The 15,581-nt window shown below is 63.4% G+C and carries 14 protein-coding genes and 1 pseudogene; 7 read left to right on the forward strand and 8 right to left on the reverse strand.

Annotation, left to right across the window (positions count from 1 at the left end):
- Positions 1-50: 50 nt before the first annotated feature.
- Complete coding sequence (locus tag ACFY9W_RS19545; RefSeq protein WP_391133312.1) at positions 51-782, forward strand: SDR family NAD(P)-dependent oxidoreductase; 732 nt, start codon at positions 51-53, stop codon at positions 780-782.
- Between the two features lie 30 nt (positions 783-812).
- Positions 813-1,412, forward strand: a complete 600-nt coding sequence (locus ACFY9W_RS19550; RefSeq protein WP_391133315.1) for a DsbA family protein — start codon at positions 813-815, stop codon at positions 1,410-1,412.
- Positions 1,413-1,632: 220 nt separating this feature from the next.
- On the opposite strand, the gene ACFY9W_RS19555 is transcribed toward ACFY9W_RS19550, so the two are convergent.
- From ACFY9W_RS19555 to ACFY9W_RS19570, 4 genes are all read right to left on the reverse strand, one after another.
- Positions 1,633-2,178, reverse strand: a complete 546-nt coding sequence (locus ACFY9W_RS19555) for a cupin domain-containing protein (protein WP_391133318.1) — start codon at positions 2,176-2,178, stop codon at positions 1,633-1,635.
- 80 nt (positions 2,179-2,258) lie between these two features.
- Positions 2,259-3,464, reverse strand: coding sequence for an MFS transporter (locus ACFY9W_RS19560; RefSeq protein ID WP_391133321.1), 1,206 nt, complete (start codon positions 3,462-3,464; stop codon positions 2,259-2,261).
- Between the two features lie 85 nt (positions 3,465-3,549).
- Entirely contained in the window at positions 3,550-4,083 is a 534-nt protein-coding gene (locus ACFY9W_RS19565; RefSeq protein WP_391133324.1) for a cytochrome b/b6 domain-containing protein, read from the reverse strand.
- Complete coding sequence (locus ACFY9W_RS19570) at positions 4,080-5,132, reverse strand: catalase (RefSeq protein WP_391133376.1); 1,053 nt, start codon at positions 5,130-5,132, stop codon at positions 4,080-4,082. The genes ACFY9W_RS19565 and ACFY9W_RS19570 overlap by 4 nt, the downstream gene beginning before the upstream one ends.
- Before the next feature lie 124 nt (positions 5,133-5,256).
- On the opposite strand from ACFY9W_RS19570, the gene ACFY9W_RS19575 reads away from it, so the two are divergent.
- Together ACFY9W_RS19575 and ACFY9W_RS19580 are read left to right on the forward strand one after the other, a co-directional pair.
- Positions 5,257-5,778 carry a sigma-70 family RNA polymerase sigma factor gene (locus tag ACFY9W_RS19575; RefSeq protein WP_391133327.1) on the forward strand — a complete coding sequence of 174 codons (522 nt, stop codon included), beginning with the start codon at positions 5,257-5,259 and terminating at the stop codon, positions 5,776-5,778.
- On the forward strand, positions 5,775-6,527 hold the full coding sequence (locus ACFY9W_RS19580; protein ID WP_391133330.1) for an anti-sigma factor family protein: 753 nt from the start codon (positions 5,775-5,777) through the stop codon (positions 6,525-6,527). Before ACFY9W_RS19575 ends, ACFY9W_RS19580 begins: the two co-directional genes overlap by 4 nt.
- Before the next feature lie 147 nt (positions 6,528-6,674).
- On the opposite strand, the gene ACFY9W_RS19585 is transcribed toward ACFY9W_RS19580, so the two are convergent.
- From ACFY9W_RS19585 to xthA, 3 genes and pseudogenes are all read right to left on the reverse strand, one after another.
- Positions 6,675-6,941, reverse strand: coding sequence for a hypothetical protein (locus ACFY9W_RS19585; RefSeq protein WP_391133382.1), 267 nt, complete (start codon positions 6,939-6,941; stop codon positions 6,675-6,677).
- Between the two features lie 285 nt (positions 6,942-7,226).
- A pseudogene (locus ACFY9W_RS19590) lies at positions 7,227-7,487 on the reverse strand (RHS repeat-associated core domain-containing protein); the annotation flags it as partial.
- Positions 7,488-7,860: 373 nt separating this feature from the next.
- The gene (gene xthA, locus ACFY9W_RS19595) at positions 7,861-8,673 is read right to left on the reverse strand and encodes an exodeoxyribonuclease III (RefSeq protein WP_391133333.1); all 813 of its coding nucleotides are present in this window, start codon (positions 8,671-8,673) and stop codon (positions 7,861-7,863) included.
- 162 nt (positions 8,674-8,835) lie between these two features.
- Here xthA and ACFY9W_RS19600 point away from each other — a divergent pair, with 162 nt between their 5' ends.
- From ACFY9W_RS19600 to ACFY9W_RS19610, 3 genes are read left to right on the forward strand one after another with little or no spacing between them, the layout of a single operon-like run.
- Positions 8,836-9,486, forward strand: a complete 651-nt coding sequence (locus ACFY9W_RS19600) for a GNAT family N-acetyltransferase (RefSeq protein WP_391133335.1) — start codon at positions 8,836-8,838, stop codon at positions 9,484-9,486.
- Positions 9,487-9,538: 52 nt separating this feature from the next.
- On the forward strand, positions 9,539-11,281 hold the full coding sequence (locus ACFY9W_RS19605; RefSeq protein ID WP_391133379.1) for a BamA/TamA family outer membrane protein: 1,743 nt from the start codon (positions 9,539-9,541) through the stop codon (positions 11,279-11,281).
- A complete protein-coding gene (locus ACFY9W_RS19610) occupies positions 11,278-14,952 on the forward strand; it encodes a translocation/assembly module TamB domain-containing protein (RefSeq protein WP_391133338.1) in 3,675 nt (1,224 codons plus the stop codon). The genes ACFY9W_RS19605 and ACFY9W_RS19610 overlap by 4 nt, the downstream gene beginning before the upstream one ends.
- A gap of 19 nt (positions 14,953-14,971) precedes the next feature.
- Here the strand turns inward: ACFY9W_RS19610 and ACFY9W_RS19615 are convergent, their stop codons facing one another.
- Positions 14,972-15,526, reverse strand: coding sequence for a DUF2589 domain-containing protein (locus tag ACFY9W_RS19615; protein WP_391133341.1), 555 nt, complete (start codon positions 15,524-15,526; stop codon positions 14,972-14,974).
- Positions 15,527-15,581: the final 55 nt, after the last annotated feature.

Raw genomic sequence — 15,581 nt, forward strand, 5'->3', positions numbered from 1 at the left:
CATAACATAGCGTTCGTTTACTAAACGATCATTCACCAATGGAGTCAGGCATGGCAGAACAACAAAAAGTAGTGCTGGTGATCGGTGCGGGCGACGCGACCGGTGGCGAGATTGCCAAGCGGTTCGCCCGTGAGGGCTACATTGCCTGCGTGACTCGGCGCCAGGCTGAAAAGCTGCAACCGCTGCTGGACGAAATACGCGCCGCTGGCGGCCAGGCCCGCGGGTTTGGTTCCGATGCCCGCAAGGAGGATGAAGTTGCAGCATTGGTCGAGACTATCGAGCGCGACATCGGCCCGATTGAAGCATTTGTCTTTAATATCGGCGCGAATGTGCCCTGTGGCATCCTTGAGGAGACCCCGCGCAAGTACTTCAAGATTTGGGAAATGGCCTGTTTTGCCGGCTTTCTCACCGCCCAGGCGGTTGCCCGGCGCATGGTCCAGCGTGAGCGCGGCACCATCCTGTTCACCGGCGCCACCGCGGGAACCCGCGGGGCGGCGGGTTTTGCGGCGTTCGCCGGGGCCAAGCATGGCTTGCGTGCGCTGGCCCAGAGCATGGCCCGTGAACTCGGGCCGCGGAACATCCATGTTGCGCATGTGGTGGTGGATGGGGCCATCGACACCGCCTTCATTCGTGACACCTTCCCCGAGCGCTATGCCCTCAAGGACCAGGATGGCATCCTCGCCCCGGCGCACATTGCCGACAGCTACTGGTTCCTGCACGCCCAACCCCGCGACGCCTGGACCTTCGAGCTGGACCTGCGTCCCTGGATGGAACGCTGGTAGGCCCCTTTTCACCGAGCAAGGACCGAAACCATGCACAAGACTGTCGATTTCTATTTTGACCTGGGCAGCCCGGCCAGCTACCTGGCCTGGACCCAGTTGCCCGGCCTGTGTGCCCGCCAGGGCGCCACGCTGCGTTACCGGCCAATGCTGCTGGGCGGGGTGTTCCAGGCTACCGGCAATGCCTCGCCGGCCATGATCCCGGCCAAGGGGCGCTACATGTTCACCGACCTGGCACGCTTTGCCGCACGCTATGGGGTGCCGTTTGGCATGCCGTCAGGTTTTCCGGTCAATACGCTGAGCCTGATGCGCGGCGTGATGGGCACGCAGATGCATTCACCAGAGCGGTTCGAGGCGTTGTTGGCCACGCTGTTCAACGGGTTGTGGGTGCAGCGGCGCAACCTGAGCGACAGCGCAGTCCTGGATGAAACACTGGCCCAGGCAGGCTTCGATCCGCAGGCTTTTCATGCCGTGGCGGCGGACGGCGAAGTAAAAGCAGCGCTCAAGCAGGCGACCGAGGCTGCGGTCGGGCGCGGGGTTTTCGGCGCACCGACCTGCTTTGTTGGCGAGGCGATGTTCTTTGGGCAGGACCGTCTGGACTTTGTCGAGGAGGCGCTATTGCAACCAGCTTGAACGTTACGGCTGGACCTGTGGGGGCGGGCCAGGCTGCTCTTCCATAGAACTACACATCACTTACTGGTTTAGCAGGGACCCTGTGGGAGCGGGCGTGTCGAGGCGTCGAACCGCCGCGAACACCGGCGCAGCCGGTGCCATGCACCGCGTGGATTTTTCGCGGGCACGCCCGCTCCCACAGGGTACGCGGTGCACCCGCCATGCACTGCGCATCAAACAGTCAGAAATTCGCCGGCGTGTTTGCGCTGATGATCTCGGCTTCGTCCTGGCCGATGTTCTTGAAGCTGTGCGGCAGGGTAGTGGGGATGTAATACCCATCGCCCGAGTTCAGCACGCTGACCTGGCCATCGACCCACAGCTCAACGGTGCCCCGGGTGACCAGGCCACATTCCTCGCCCTCGGCGTGCACGATTGGATCGCCCGAGTCGGCACCGGGGGCATACAGCTCACGCAGCATGCGCATCTGCCGGCCCTCGACACTGGCACCCACCAGTAGCATGCGCAGGCCATTGCGGCCCAGGTCTGGCTGTTCGCCACCACGGAACACGTAGCGCTCCTCGCGTACCGGTTCGTCGAAGCTGAAAAACTCTGCCAGGCTCATCGGGATGCCTTCGAGCAGCTTTTTGAGGGAGCTGACCGAAGGGCTGACGCGATTCTGCTCGATCTGCGAGATCGTCGAATTGGTCAGCCCGCTGCGGCGGGCCAGTTCCCGTTGGGAGAGGTTGTTGCGTTCACGCACCAGTTTGAGTCGCGTCCCCGTGTCCATAGCCGCCTTGTAATCAGAGGTGTCAATAATAATGAGCGATGCGCATTAAAACACACTCTGGTCGCTTGCGCGCTGTGCTTTCAAACCCGCTGTTCACGCGGCATCGGCCACAGGCCGACCAGCAGCAACAGCACGGCCACGGCCAGGAATGGCAGGCGCGGATCGAGTGCATAGACCAACGTGCCTGCCAGCGGCCCGATCACTGCCCCCATGCCTTGGGCCGCGCCAATGGAGCCGGCTGTGGCCCCTTGCTCGGAGGCCTGCATGGCATTGGCTGCCAGCGCTGAAAACGACGGGAATACGAAGCCCATGCCGGCTGCTGCGACGAAGTAGCAGGCCCATAGCATCGGTGCGCTGGTAGCGAGCGAGCCGCAGGCAAAGCCAAGCGCCGAAACAGTGGCACCTACCCGGATCATTTTCAGCGGCGGCCATTCCAGTTTGCGCAGCAGCACCTGCGACAGCATCAGCGCCACGCCCACGGTGGTCAGTGCGATGCCGGCCGCCTGCGCAGCTTCCGCTGGCCCCAGGTGCAGGCGGTCGAGCGCGAAGAAGCCGACAATGATCTGCGAAACGGTGACACTGAGCATGGCGCTGAACGCCACCAGCAGGGGCCGGCGCAAGCGCGGGTCGTTCAACCGCACCGGGCTGGGGGCATAGTTGTGGGGCAGCGCCTGCGGCTTGAGGGTGAACAGCAGCACGAGAAACGCGGTAGCCGGCAGCAGTGACATGATATGGAACGGCAGGCTCAGGCTGTGCCGCGCCAGCAGCGCCGCCAGCGCCGGCCCCACCACCAGGCCGACGGCGTTGGCCGCCCCCAGCGAGGCCATGGCCCGTGCCCGGCGCTGCGGTTCGACGTGGTCGGCAATCAGCGCGTTGCCGCCTACCGGGATGGCGGCATAAAAGGCACCAATACAGCCGCGGGCGACCATCAGGCCGATGAACGCTGCGGTCGCCCCCGGCATCCAGCGCAGCGCACCTTCGACGAACAGGCACAGCAGCCAGTAGGCCAGGGTGAAGCCGGCGGTGCCCAGCAGCAGGATGCGCCGGCGACCCAAACGGTCGGCCGCACGGCCCCAGGGGCGCGCCAGCAGCACCCAGACCACGCCGGCGACTGTCACTGCGGCGCCGGCCTGCCAGGTGGCCATGCCGAGTTGGCGGGCAATCGGGCCGATCAGGGCGACAAACGCCATCATCGACATGGTACAGGCCATGTTGGCCAGCAGCAGCGGGCGCAGGTCCAGTGTGTTGGCGGGTAAAAGTCTTGCAGGATCCTTTGCAACGTTCATGGGCAGTCCAGGGCAGTGCGGCAAAAAGAGCGCCGATCTTATTAAGAATGATTATCGCTTGTCTAATGCCCCGGGCTGCTGCAGGTCATTCGCTGCGGCGCAGGGGGCCAGGCCACATGCTACGCAACACGCCGTCACGGCGCACCCACGCGTGCATCAAGGCGCCAGCCACGTGCACCAGTACCGTGGCGAAAAGCAGGTAGCCGGCCCAACCGTGCGCCATGCGCAACACGGCATACAGTTGCAGGTTGTGCGGGGCGATGGCAGGCAAGCCCAACGGGCGAGGGTAGTCGCCGGCCGACAGCATGGCCCAGCCCAGTAGCGGCATGGCCAGCATCAGGCCATAGAGCACCAGGTGCGATGCCCCGGCGGCCCAACGCTGCAAGGCAGGCAGGTCTCGCGGCAAGGGCGGATGCGGCACGGCCAGGCGCACGCCAATGCGTAGTAGCACCAGCACCAGCAGCGCCAGGCCGGTGGCCTTGTGTAGCCCGATCAGTACTGGGTGGCGTGTCGACAGGTCGGCAACCATGCTCACACCAATAAACAGCATGGCCAGGATCAGCACGGCCATCAGCCAGTGCAGCAGGCGGGCGAACGGGTGGAAGGCGTCGGGTTTCATGGGCGGGCTCCGGTGCCGAGCGATTCGCGGCTGCGGCGGTTGAACGATTCCGAATAGGCAGCCGAACGGGCGGCGAGGATTGGGTCGGCAGAGGCCTCGATGCCGCTGGGCAGGATCAGTGGGTCAAAGTTGAGGTCACGGCATGCCCCCTGTTCCGGGGCGTCGACCTGCTCCAGCACCAAGGTGCCGGCGTCTACACTGCGCCGCTCGGCGGGCCAGGGGCGCGCAGGGTCGTCCACCGCATCGCCGGGTTCGGCCAGCACCAGGCGCAGCGTCCAGCGCAGCGGGCCTTGGGCCAGGCGTTGCTGCAGGTCGTGCTGCAGGAACTGCTTGTCATCGACCTGGCCAGGCAATGCGGCAAACGCGGCCTGCGGCTCAAGCTGCCAGCGCACGGGGTGGCGCGTGCCGTCTGTGTCAATCAGCAAAAAGGCATTGATGCTGTGGTACTGCGTGCTGGCAAAGCTGTTACTGGGCTTGTAGCCCGCCGCCCATTGGCGAAATGCAGCACTTTCCGGGTGAGCGGCGAAGAACGCCTGCATGCTGGCAGGGTTCGGCTTGCCGGTGGCGGGGTCTGGCGTGCCCGCCAGTACTTGCTCGTAGAACCCTTGGGGTGTGCTGACCGCCAGCACTGGCGGGTTGTTCATGCCAGTGCGCCAGACCTGCCCGTCGTCAGTGCTCAGCTGGATAGCCAGGCTGCGCACGGGGATGCCGGTGTCCGGGGCGAACGGGTTGGCACCGCCAATGGCGAAACGGCCGATCACCGGCACGCGCGCCTGGCTGAACACACGCGCCGTGGACAGGTTGGCAGCCTGCCCGCTGGCCTGGAAGTAACCGCTGACGCACAGGCCCTTGGCGTGGTTCTTTCGGTAGCCCGGGTAGTGCCCGGCCTGGGCCTCGAAGGTGTCGATGATGCGCTGTGGCGTCAGCCGGGTTTCGCCGAGCCAGCCGGCGGCATAGGCAAAGCCGGCGCCTGCGGCCAGCATTACGGCGCCGATGGCGGCCAGGCGCAAGGCTTTGGCCGGGCCGTGCAAGGGTGGGTTCATGGTTATCGTCCGGTTGGGTGAGTGTGCCGGTACGACGGCGCAGGGAATAACTTATTCCATCGGCGGGAATAGAATTTCCTGCCGGGCGTCTGCCTTTTACACTGACAACCTCAACGCCTGGAACTTTGCCATGCACGATCTGGACGACCATCAGTGGCGCGAGCTGCTGGCCCGCCTGCGCCGCTTTGCCGTGTGGCTGACCCGCGAGCCTGGCAGCGCCGACGACCTGGTGCAGGCCACGGTCGAGCGGGCGCTGAGCCGGCGCGAGCAGCAACGTGACGCTGAGGCGCTGCGGGCCTGGCTGTTCACCATTCTCTATCGGCTGTTCCTTGATGGTAAGCGCCGCGACCGCCTGCATGCGCGGTGGCTGTCCTGGTTTGGGCGTGGCGAACGCGAGGAAGAACCGGCCGGCGACAATCTCGAATCCATTGTCCTGGCGCAAGCTGACTTGCAGGCGTTTGCCCGGTTAACCACCGAACAGCGTGCCTTGTTGCTGCTGGTCAGCATCGAAGGCTTGAGTTACAAGGAGGCCGCCGAGGCCTTGGGCATCCCCATTGGCACTGTGATGTCGCGCCTCTCACGCGCCCGCAGTGCCTTGCGCCAACTGACCGAGGGCACCCCCCAGCCACCGGCCTTGCGGAGACTGAAATGACCCGTCTGATCCCCAGCGAAGACGAATTGCATGCTTACGTCGATGAGCGCCTGGAGCCTGTGCGTCGAGCCGAGGTGCAGGCTTGGCTGGCGGCGAACCCGCAGGCTGCGCAGCGAGTAGAGGGCTGGCGCGCCGATGCCCGACGGCTGCGTACGGCGCTGGCCGGGTTTGGTGAGCTGCCTGGGGCGGCGCAGCTGGACCTTGGTCAGTTGCGACGGCAATTGCGCCAGCGTCGGCAACGGCGTTGGGCGGCGGCGGCGGTGCTGATGCTGGCAGTGGGCGTTGGTGGGGTCGGCGGCTGGCAGGTGCGCGATGCTTCCCTGGCGCGTGTCGAGCTACCCATGGCCGATGCCGTCCAGGCCCATCGTTTGTTTGCCGCCAGCGAGGCGCTGGATATCCAGGCCAGCGACCCGGGGCAGTTGCGTGACTGGCTGGGGCGCCATTTCAGCCGCGTGGGCCAGTTACCGGATTTGGCGGGCTATGGCTTCAAACCGGTGGGCGCGCGCTTGCTCAGCAACGAGCAAGGGCCGGCGGCGCTGCTGGTGTTTGAGGATGGCAAGGGGCAGCGCATCAGCCTGTTCCTGCGTTCACCGGGCGAGCTTTATCGGCGCATGCCGGACGGGCAGCGGGTCGATGGCCAGCTGGAGGCGCGCTACTGGTCGCATGGGGCTTACAATTTTGCCTTGGTCAGTGCGGCGGATGATGTGCGTGGGGCCGGGGTGGGGGAGGCGTTGCGGTTGGGGTTGTGAGCCCCACATAGCCACACGGCTCGGATAGCTGCGACGAAAATCGAATCTGGGGCCGCGCTGGGGCCCTATCGCGACACAAGGCCGCTGATACAGGGGATCGATAGGTTTATTGAGATCAGCTCCAGCCAGCTTGTACGTACTGACCACCTAGGATTGGCGCTTAAGCTGATTCAATCGAGCCATATTGAACCATTCTGCGCCATACCTAGTGGTAATCAATTCCAGGTTTTGAAAATTATTCGGCATGCCAAGGGTTGTTGTCGGTTGATTGAATCTCAAGTAAATCTCCTCATCAATCGGCAATTGCGTATGGGTGGCCATGTGACTCAGCACATTTGACTGGATAGCGTCATTTTGATCGATCGTGTAATCGAGCGGCACACCCAGTTCGCTCTCAGAAATGCTTGAAGACATGCTAGAAGTCGACGAACGGCGTGAGCCCGCCCGCTCGACGGTGAGCTGAGCAGCCAAGCCGGTTGGTGACGTTGTATGTGTTGCCGTCTGTGATTGGCTGAGCCTGTTGATCGCAACAGGTGATCTGGACCTGGATCGTGAGGAAGTGTTTGAACTCAGGCTTTCCATTGAGGAACTTCGGGACGAGCTGACCGAGTGGGTGCGTGTCAACTGCCGTGATGTAGGCAGCCGTCCCCTGGAGCCGGGTGTGTTTCCACCGCGCGACCGCCACATATGCCCTGAGGGGTCGTTTCTGTTGATAGGGTCACCCGCACAGTACGCATAGGCGTTGATGCCTCCGTTACCGAAGGGACTCAAATCATCCGCTGAGTAAAAGCGGTTAAGGGTAGGGGAATAGGCCCTGTATCCATTACCGAGCAAATACAGGCCCGTCCCCAGGCTTTGATTCTGGCCATTGAACCCCAGCACCGAGTGGTGCTCACTGACACGTGATGTATACCCGTAGGCCGTGTAGAAATGCTGCCAATCTTTATACTTGGTATGCATGATGCACCCATGGCTAACTTTTGTGATGAGCAGATTGGCTTAGATCAGGAGAGCTGAAAACTGGTAGTTTTGATGGGTGATGTCTTTGGTCGATTCCTTAGATGGAGTCGTAGAGGAAGAGATTGGGGTTAGGGTTGTAATCGGTACAAGTGGCTGGCGTGCTTACATTCCGGGCGCAAATGTATTAAATACCCTTCTGACCAGTTCTGCTCTTGTGGCGGCCTAGTACCGCGATGGGCTGCGAAGCAGCCCCAACGTATCAGCACAGATGTACAAATTGTCGGGGCTGCTTTGCAGCCTATCACGACGTAAGCCCGGTCCTTGGGTTCTCGGCTGCCTTGTAGGCAAAGTTTGGGAAATCCGGCTTTGGTGATCAGCCCAGTTCCAGCCAGATCGGCGCATGGTCCGAAGGCTTTTCCATCCCGCGCAGTTCATAGTCCACGCCCGCCGCCTTGATCCGCGGTACCAGGTGCTGCGAGGCCATGATCAGGTCGATGCGCAGGCCACGCTTGGGATCGTCCTCAAAGCCGCGGCTGCGGTAGTCGAACCAGCTGAAGCGGTCGGTCACGTCAGGGTGCAGGTGGCGGAAACTATCGACCAGCCCCCAGCCTTTCAAGCGTTCCATCCACTCACGCTCCTCCGGCAGGAAGCTGCACTTGCCGGTCTTCAGCCAGCGCTTGGCGTTATCCGGGCCGATGCCGATGTCGCAGTCCTGCGGCGAGATGTTCATGTCGCCCATTACCAGCAGTGGCTGGTCATTGCGGAACTGGCCCTCCAGCAGTGCCTGCAGGTCACTGTAGAAGCGCTGCTTGGCCGGGAACTTGGTAGGGTGGTCGCGGCTTTCGCCCTGGGGGAAATAGCCGTTCATGATGGTGATCGGGTTGCCATCGGCATCGGCGAAGGTGCCCCAGATAAAGCGGCGCTGTGCGTCTTCTTCATCAGTGGCAAAGCCCTTGTGCAGGCTCAGCGGTGCCTGGCGCGACAGCAGGGCCACGCCGTAGTGGCCCTTTTGGCCGTGGTAGTGCACGTGATAACCCAGTGCCTGTACGTCGGCGAGCGGGAACTGATCGTCGCTGACCTTGGTTTCCTGCAGGCCGATCACGTCTGGCTGGTGCTTTTCGATCAGCGCCGCCAACTGGTGCGGGCGGGCCCGCAGGCCGTTGATGTTGAAACAGACGATCTTCATGGAAAGACAATCCCGGTAAAAGGCGCGATGCTAGCCGACATCGCCCGTCATCACCAGCGTGGCAGCCTGGGTATTCAGCTGCTAACGTGCCAAAGGGGGTGAACGATACGCGGTGCGGCACCTCCAAGGCCTTGTACGCCCATTCCAGGAGGTCTGCCCGCAATGCCCGAAACCACTGCCGCCCCGGCTCGTATCTGCCTGCTCGATGACGGTTTCAGCCGCGAGGCGCGTTCGCTGCTGTACAACGCCTACCGCCACGAACCTACCTTTGCCTATATCTTCGAAGCCCAGCGCCCAGGGTATGAGCAGCGCTTGCGGGTGATGGTGCGCGAATGGGTACGCCAGCACTTCTACCTGCAACTGCCCGCCATTGGCTTGCTGGTGGAAGACCGCCTGATCGCCCTGGCCCTGATCGTGCCGCCGCTGCGCCGGCTGGGCGTGGCCGACAGCTGGGCCTGGCGCCTACGCATGATCCTGGGCACTGGCCTGCGCTGCACGCGGCGCTACATGGACTACCAGGCCGCCCTGGCCACGTGCTTGCCCACCGGCCAGGTGCATGTGTTGCCATTGCTGGGGGTGCACCCGCAATTCCAGGGCAAGCACTACGGCGAGCAATTGTTGCAAGCGGTGCATGACTGGTGCGCGGACGACCCTGGTACCCAGGGCGTGGTGCTGGACACCGGCAACGAGCATTACCTGGCGTTTTACCAGCGCCAGGGCTATGAAGAAATTGGCGAGGTGGCTATTGGACCAATCCGTGAAAGGGTGTTCTTTCACCCCAATCCGGTCTCATCAAATTCCGCTTTTGCCTGAGCAGGCTGCCAGGCTGCTCCCTTGAGCGCCTGGCTCTGGTAGCATGCGCCGCATGACGTATTCAGGAAGATTGACCTGGGGCCTGGTTTTCTGGGCCGCCAGTTTCGCAGCATGGGGCCAGAGCGAGTTGCTGGTGAAGGTTAAACCAGCCAACAAGGCGCTCAAGGCCAATGTCGAAGGCTATATAGGCACGTTGGGTGACCGCGATGAAGAAGCGCTGCTGCGCTTCAGTCGCGGGGCAGAGGAGCAGGCGCGCAAAGCCGCGCAGGCACTTGGCTACTATCAGGCGCAGATCGATACCGAGGTCAAGCCCCCCAAAGATGCCGACCACTCCCCACAACTGACCCTCAACATTAACCCGGGCGAGCCGATTCGCCTGCGTAACGTTACCGTGCGTATCGAAGGCCCAGCCAGCGAAATGAAGGCCTTCCGCGTACCCGACAGCAAGGCGCTGCGTGCGGGCGAACAACTCAACCATGGCCATTACGAAGATGCCAAGCGGCTGATCCAGAACCAGGCCTCGCGCTATGGCTTCTTCAGTGGCCGCTTCAGCCGCCAGCGCCTGGCGGTCGACCCGCAGGCGGGTGTGGCAGATATCGAGCTGGTCTACCAGAGTGGCCCACGCTATCACCTGGGCGCCGTCACCTTCGGTGGCGACACACCGCTGGACGACGACCTGCTGCAGCGCATGGTCTCGTTCAAGCCGGGAACGCCTTACGATTCGGAACTGATCGCCGAACTGAACAACGACCTGCAATCGAGCGGCTATTTCGAAGGCGTACGGGTGGATGCTGCGCCCACCGCCGCCGTGGGCGAGGAAATCCCTGTAGATGTCCACCTGGAAACCCGCAAACCACGCACCATGGGCCTGGGCCTGGGGTTCTCGACCGACGTCGGGCCGCGCGGCAAGGCCAACTGGACCCGCCATTGGGTGAACCCGCAGGGCCACAGTTATGGCTGGGAAACCGAGCTTTCGGCACCCCGGCAGAACGTTGGCCTGTGGTACGACATTCCCCTCGACCCGCCACTGACCGACAAGTTGCGCTTCGCCGGCGGCTACCAGAACGAGGAAATTGCCGGTACCGATACCCTCAGCAAGCTGTTGACCGTCGGCCCTGAGTGGCACAGCAAGCTGCCCAGCGGCTGGCAGCGTGTCATTTCGCTCAAGTACCAGCGCGAGGAATATCGCCTGGGTGACGACTCCGGGTTGAGCAACCTGCTGATGCCGGGGGTGAGCTATTCCTTCCTGCGCAGCGACAACCGTATTGACCCGCACAACGGCTACCGCCTGCAATTCGATGTGCAGGGGGCCAAGGAGGGGCTGGTTTCCGACACCAACCTGCTGCACGGCAACGTGCTGCTCAAGGGCCTTACAACGCTTGGTCACAACCACCGCCTGCTCGGCCGTGTGCAGTTCGGCGGCAGTGCGACCAATGGCTTCAAGAACAACATCCCGCCGTCGCTGCGCTTCTTCGCCGGTGGCGACCAGAGCGTGCGGGGCTACGACTATCAGACCCTGTCACCGAAAAACAGCGATGGCGACCGCATCGGCGGGCGCTACCTGGTAGCCGGCAGTGTCGAGTACCAGTATTCGCTGACCGAAAAGTGGCGTATTGCGACGTTTGTCGACCAAGGCAACTCGTTCAACACCCTCGAGCTGCCCAGCCTCAAGACCGGTGTCGGTTTTGGTGTGCGTTGGGTATCGCCGGTCGGGCCGCTGCGCCTGGACCTGGCCAAGGCGCTGGATGACGACGGGGGCATCCGCCTGCACTTTTCCATGGGGCCCGAGCTGTGAAACGCGTGATCAAATACATTGTTGCGGGCTTGCTCGGAGTCGTTGCCAGCCTGAGCCTGGTACTGGGCCTGCTGCTGGGTACCGAGGCCGGCAGCCGCTGGGCGCTGGGCAAGGTGCCCGGGCTTGAGGTAAACGACTTCCAGGGGCGTCTGGCGGGCAGCTGGCAAGCCAGCACGCTGCGCTGGACCGATGGCGGCAGCACGGTAGAGGTTCAGTCGCCGCTGCTGGCCTGGTCGCCCGCGTGCCTGATGCGCGCCACGTTGTGCATCGACCAGTTGCAGGCACAACGCATCGACATGGCATTTGCACCAAGTGCCGAGCAAGCCGACAGCAGCCCGCTGCAACTGCCAGCACTGCGCTTGCCACTGGCCATTGAACTGGGTGAGGTCAAGGTCGGCCAGTTGCGGCTGGATGGCAGCGACCTGCTTGGTGACTTGCAACTGGCGGCGCACTGGACCGGTGCTGGCATGCGCATCGACACCCTGCACCTGCAGCGCGATGACTTGCAATTGAACCTGCAAGGCGACTTGAAGCCAGAAGGTGCCTGGCCGGTGCAACTCCAGGCGCAGCTGCAACTGCCTGCGGTTGAGGGCAAACCCTGGCAGGTGGCGCTGACCGCCACGGGTGAACTGCAAAATACCCTTGAGCTCGCCGGCACCAGCAGCGGTTATCTCGATGCCACGCTGAGCGGGCAGTTGCAAGCGCTGGCAGAACACCTGCCCGCGACGCTGCAGATCCGCTCCGAGGCGTTCAAGCCGGCTGGCTCGTTGCCCGATACCTTGCAACTGAATCAGCTGAAGCTCGAGGCCAAGGGCGATCTGCTCAACGGTTATCAATTGTCGGGTTCGGCTAGCCTGCCGGCTGAGCAGGCACCGATAGCGTTGGCGTTATCCGGGCGGGTCGACAGCAAAGGGGCGAAGGTTGACGCCCTCGACCTGACCGCCAGCGGCACTCAGCGCGTCAAGCTTCAGGCCACTGCGAACTGGCAGCAAGGCCTGACCGCTGATGCGCAACTGGACTGGCAGGATTTTCCGTGGCTGCGCTTGTACCCACTGGAGACACCGCCTGAAGTTACTCTCAAACGCTTCAATACCCAGGTGCACTACCGCGATGGCAACTACCAGGGCACCTTCAAGGGCGATCTCGACGGCCCTGCAGGTGCATTCAGCCTGGCCAGCCCGTTCGAAGGCGACCTGGGCCAGGTGAAACTGCCGCAGGTTGCGCTGACCGCTGGGCAAGGCAAGGCTGCCGGCAGCGTTGCCGTTCGCTTTGCCGACACCCTGGCATGGGACGTAGACCTGCAGCTTTCGGCACTGGACCCTGCCTATTGGCTGGCCGAGCTGCCGGGCACCCTGGCGGGGCCACTGCGCAGCAAGGGCGAGATGAAGGGGGAAGTGCTCACCCTCGATGCCCAGCTTGACCTCAAGGGCCGCCTGCGCGGCCAGCCGGCCGTGCTCAAGGCCGAAGCCCAGGGGGCGGGGCAAAGCTGGACGCTCGGCGCCCTGGCTATCCAGCTGGGTGACAACCGTATCAACGGCAGTGGCAGTTTGCAGCAGCGCCTGGCTGGGCGCATCGACCTCGACCTGCCGCGCCTGGGCCAGCTGTGGCCACGGCTGCAGGGCCAGGTCAAGGGCCGGCTGGATGTAGCGGGCACCCTGCAAGCCCCGCAAGGTACGCTGACCTTGCAGGGGCAGCGCCTGGCCCAGGCCGAAAACCGTGTGCAACAACTGGATCTGGATGCCCGCCTGGACAATGCCCAGCGAGGCGTGATCGATCTCAAGGCCACGGGTATTCACCTGGGCGATACGGCACTCGGCACGCTACAGGCCAACGGCAAAGGCGACATTCGTCAACAGGCCTTGACCCTGGCGCTGGATGGCCCGCAACTGAAGCTCGACCTCGGCGTGGATGGCCAGCTGAACAAGGGTGACTGGCGTGGGCGCCTGGCCAGTGGGCGCATCCGGGCCGGTGGCCAGGATTGGCAGTTGCAAGCGCCGGCACGCCTGCAACGTCTGGCCAGCGGCCAGCTGGATTTCGGTGCCCATTGCTGGCGCTCCGGCCAGGCCAGCCTGTGTGGTGACGACCAGCGTCTGGCGCCTGAGCCGCGCTTGCGCTACCACCTCAAGCAGTTCCCGCTCGACAGCCTTGCTCAATGGCTGCCAAAGGATTTTGCCTGGCAAGGCCTGCTTAATGCCGATATCAACATGGATATCCCGGCCAGTGGCCCTAAAGGCAACGTTGTCGTCGATGCCAGCGGCGGCACCCTGCGCGTGCGCGACAAAGGCCGCTGGGTCGATTTCCCTTACCAGACGCTGCGTGTGGACAGCACCCTGGCGCCACGGCGCATCGACACCCGTCTGGCCTTCCGGGGTGAGCGCCTGGGTGAACTGAACGTCAATACTCGCCTCGACCCATTGGGCAAGAACAAGCCGCTGTCGGGCGATTTCCGCCTGGCCGGCCTGGACCTGTCGGTGGCCCGTCCGTTCGTGCCGATGGTCGAACGCCTGGCCGGGCAGCTCAATGGCAGTGGTCAGCTGTCGGGCACCTTGCTGGCGCCGCAGGTGAATGGCAACCTGATGCTAAGCGGCGGCGAGGTCAGTGGCGCCGAGCTACCGGTCAGTCTTGAAGGCTTGTCATTGCAGGCGCTGATTGCTGGCGAACAGGTGCAACTCAATGGCAGCTGGCGCAGTGGTGATGCAGGCCGCGGCCAGCTTGCCGGCAACCTGACGTGGGGCCAGGCGCTGGGCATGGACCTGCGCCTGCAAGGCCAGCAATTGCCGGTCACGGTCGAGCCCTATGCAGCGCTGGAGGTCGCCCCGGACCTGACCTTGCGCCTGGTCGACGACAAGCTGGCGGTGACTGGCAAGGTGCAAGTGCCCAAGGGCAAGATCACCGTGCGCGAGCTGCCGCCGTCGACCGTAAAGGTGTCGGATGACACGGTGATCGTCGGCCACCAGACCGAAGAGGGCAAGTCGCCCATGGCCATGGCCATGGACATTGATGTGGACGTGGGCCGCGACAAGTTGTCGTTCAGTGGCTTTGGCCTCACTGCCAACCTGCTTGGCCACGTGCATATAGGCGACAACCTCGATACCCGTGGCGAGTTGAGCCTGGCCGACGGCCGCTACCGTGCCTACGGCCAGCGCCTGACCATTCGCCGCGCGCGCTTGCTGTTCGCCGGCCCGATCGACCAGCCCTACCTGGACATCGAAGCCATCCGTACGGTCGATGACGTAATTGCCGGTATCCGCCTGAGCGGCAGTGCCGAGCAACCGACCACCAAGGTCTTCTCGGAGCCTGCCATGAGCCAGGAGCAAGCGCTGTCGTACCTTGTGCTGGGCAGGCCCCTGGGCAACTCTGGCGAGGACAACAACATGCTTGCCGAAGCAGCGTTGGGCCTGGGGCTGGCCGGCAGTGCCGGCATTACCGGCAGCCTGGCATCGAGCTTGGGTATTGATGACTTCCAGCTGGACACCGAGGGTTCGGGCAATAGCACCAGCGTTGTGGCCAGCGGCAACATCACTGAAAAACTGAGCCTGCGTTACGGCGTAGGTGTGTTCGAGCCTGCGAACACCATCGCGTTGCGCTACAAGCTGAGCAAGAAGGTGTACCTGGAGGCTGCCAGTGGGCTGGCGAGCTCGCTGGACATCTTCTACAAGCGCGATTTCTGATGCAGTGACGAGGCGGCCGTCAACGCACGGTGGCCGCCTCGATGAATTCATTGGTGTCGGGCAGGGGGGGCAGTCTGGGCGTGCGTACTGGCACGATCAGGTTGGTGTATTCCTCGATCAACCGGTTCAGGGCTTCGGGGGGCTCGCTGGCCTGGAATTGCATGCGGATCTGCACTTCGTCCGGGTCGCGGTTCTCGCCCTGGCGGCCATTGCCACCAATAGTGACCTTGAAACTTGCGGCCTGGTTACCGTCTGCGTTCAGCAGTGCCTGCTGTGCTTCGGTACCTTTGACCCGAACGGACAGGTCCACCTGCATGCGCTCCAGGGCCAGGCCTTTGGGCGACACCAATGCAAACAAAGGCACGCGCATGATGTGCTGCCCATCCATGGCAACCTCCACCATCTTGGCTTTCATGGGTGCGCCCAGCGCGTCGGGGTCGCATTCGAAGAACTGGTCGAACAGGTTGATGTATTGCTGCGCAATCAGGCTGTTGGTGGCGCTTGCAGCTTCTTGCAGCCCGCGGGTGATCTCTCGCAGGTCAAGGGACGTCATGGGGGCAGGGGGCTTTTGCAATTGTTCCACTCCTCAAGCCGGATCGTGCCCCTCCTGTGGCCAGCCAGGAGGGGCT

This window comes from Pseudomonas sp. NPDC008258, from assembly GCF_042956345.1.
Classification (GTDB): Bacteria; Pseudomonadota; Gammaproteobacteria; order Pseudomonadales; family Pseudomonadaceae; genus Aquipseudomonas.

Bases quoted from the DNA above. Each gene is read 5' to 3' on its own strand.
- ACFY9W_RS19545 (WP_391133312.1), top strand. From the start codon at position 51: ATGGCAGAACAACAAAAAGTAGTGCTGGTGATCGGTGCGGGCGACGCG.
- ACFY9W_RS19550 (WP_391133315.1), top strand. From the start codon at position 813: ATGCACAAGACTGTCGATTTCTATTTTGACCTGGGCAGCCCGGCCAGC.
- ACFY9W_RS19555 (WP_391133318.1), bottom strand. From the start codon at position 2,178: ATGGACACGGGGACGCGACTCAAACTGGTGCGTGAACGCAACAACCTC.
- ACFY9W_RS19560 (WP_391133321.1), bottom strand. From the start codon at position 3,464: ATGAACGTTGCAAAGGATCCTGCAAGACTTTTACCCGCCAACACACTG.
- ACFY9W_RS19565 (WP_391133324.1), bottom strand. From the start codon at position 4,083: ATGAAACCCGACGCCTTCCACCCGTTCGCCCGCCTGCTGCACTGGCTG.
- ACFY9W_RS19575 (WP_391133327.1), top strand. From the start codon at position 5,257: ATGCACGATCTGGACGACCATCAGTGGCGCGAGCTGCTGGCCCGCCTG.
- ACFY9W_RS19580 (WP_391133330.1), top strand. From the start codon at position 5,775: ATGACCCGTCTGATCCCCAGCGAAGACGAATTGCATGCTTACGTCGAT.
- ACFY9W_RS19585 (WP_391133382.1), bottom strand. From the start codon at position 6,941: ATGTCTTCAAGCATTTCTGAGAGCGAACTGGGTGTGCCGCTCGATTAC.
- xthA (WP_391133333.1), bottom strand. From the start codon at position 8,673: ATGAAGATCGTCTGTTTCAACATCAACGGCCTGCGGGCCCGCCCGCAC.
- ACFY9W_RS19600 (WP_391133335.1), top strand. From the start codon at position 8,836: ATGCCCGAAACCACTGCCGCCCCGGCTCGTATCTGCCTGCTCGATGAC.
- ACFY9W_RS19605 (WP_391133379.1), top strand. From the start codon at position 9,539: ATGACGTATTCAGGAAGATTGACCTGGGGCCTGGTTTTCTGGGCCGCC.